Consider the following 1,446-nt stretch of genomic DNA (forward strand, 5'->3'; position numbering starts at 1 on the left):
CCTGACCCACACGCCCAACCGAAGGATCAACCTCGTACACCACCCCAGCGGACTTGACCGTCGACGACTGCCCATACCGCGGTCATCGCGATCGACAGGCGGCCGAAGTGACGCTGATACGCCTGCCCGTGCCCGCGTTGCCTAGGTGCCGAAGCCTAGGAAGACGAGTAGGCGCCGTTCGAACTCGACCAGTGTCGTCGTCTCTAGTCGTCCGAGCACCGTGCCCACGTTGCTCCTGCGGACCGTCGTGATCTTGTCGACCATCAAGAAGCTGTCTTGTCCTAGGCCGTTGCCCTCGTCGGCGGCCACGGGAACCCGCATCAGGGGAGCGTCAACCACGGTGCTGGTGAAAGGGCAGACCGTGACCGACTCGGTGGCATCGAAGCGGTCATCCTGAACAACGAGTGCCGGTCGCGGTTTGCGTGCATAGACACCACCGGAGACGGTGACGATGTCCCCGCGTCTCATTCGCCCCAGTCTTCGGAGATGGCCTCGACGAAGTCCATGTCATCGTTCGCGCGATCGGCCGCGCCGACGAGCGCGGACTGGCGGTGAGCCTCGGCAGCGAAGTCGGGAGAGCGCACATCGGGCACCCAGATCTGAACCGGACGCAGGCCCTGGGCTCGCATCCGGGCCCGGTACGCGTTCACGCGCTCCTTCACAGCCATGACGCCATGTTACATGTAACAGATCGGTGGAACAAGCATTCGACGGCGCCCAGGAGTCAGGAACAGCACGCCGCGTGCAGAGCCAATCTCCGCTGACGCGCCCGACTGGCGGCTACTGACGCAGGTCCTCCAGTCGTTGAACGTCTTGCCGGACATGGCGTTGGCGTGCACGCTGACCGCGGCGGGTTGCACCCTGTTCATGCGTTTCCGGGTCACCTGGAGGGGGTGACGAAGGGGACACCCTGAACGGGCCTCCGGGCCCTTGACGCCGCCATGACCCGGGCGAACGCTGGATGTGGACGGACCTGCGAAAGGAGGCTCTGTCATGCAGTGGGATCTGGGAATCGACGGGTTGCTCTACCTCGCCGCCATGTCACTGGCGTTCGGGGTGCTGGCCGCGTTGCTCGTCGGCAAGGGCGCGGCATACCGGCTCTGGGCGGGCGCCATCACGACCACGGCTTGCTTCGGCATCGGGCTGTTCGTCAGCGAGGTGCTGTTCGGCTGGGCGACCGAGGAGGAGCTGCAGCCCAACATTGACGGCTTGTCGCGTGACGAGGCGCTGCTGTCCAGCGTGGTGACGACGGTGATCGTGGTGCTGGTGATGAGGTACTTGGGCCGAAGGTCGAAGAGCGAGGCCTCGCACGTCGACTGGCACGTCGGGCGGCACCACCACGCCTGAGCTACTGGCAGTCCGCCCCGCGCAGGTTGCCTGGCTCGAACAGTGTGCAACCCGATTTGCTACGGCTCGCCCGAGTGAGCAGCAAGTAGTGGTCTGCTC

The 1,446-nt window shown here is 65.3% G+C and carries 3 protein-coding genes; 1 reads left to right on the forward strand and 2 read right to left on the reverse strand.

Features of this window, described 5'->3' with window-relative positions:
* Positions 1-141 precede the first annotated feature (141 nt).
* Together ABD899_RS04960 and ABD899_RS04965 are read right to left on the reverse strand one after the other, a co-directional pair.
* Positions 142-468: a type II toxin-antitoxin system PemK/MazF family toxin gene (locus tag ABD899_RS04960; protein WP_345203019.1), complete on the reverse strand. Its 327-nt coding sequence runs from the start codon at positions 466-468 to the stop codon at positions 142-144.
* A complete protein-coding gene (locus ABD899_RS04965) occupies positions 465-668 on the reverse strand; it encodes an antitoxin MazE family protein (protein WP_345203022.1) in 204 nt (67 codons plus the stop codon). Before ABD899_RS04965 ends, ABD899_RS04960 begins: the two co-directional genes overlap by 4 nt.
* Before the next feature lie 325 nt (positions 669-993).
* On the opposite strand from ABD899_RS04965, the gene ABD899_RS04970 reads away from it, so the two are divergent.
* Positions 994-1,347 (forward strand): hypothetical protein, encoded by a 354-nt coding sequence (locus ABD899_RS04970; protein WP_345203024.1) that lies wholly within the window; start codon positions 994-996, stop codon positions 1,345-1,347.
* Positions 1,348-1,446 lie beyond the last annotated feature (99 nt).

Origin of the sequence: Fodinibacter luteus (genome assembly GCF_039541575.1) — a bacterium.
Taxonomy (GTDB): Bacteria; Actinomycetota; Actinomycetes; order Actinomycetales; family Dermatophilaceae; genus Fodinibacter; species Fodinibacter luteus.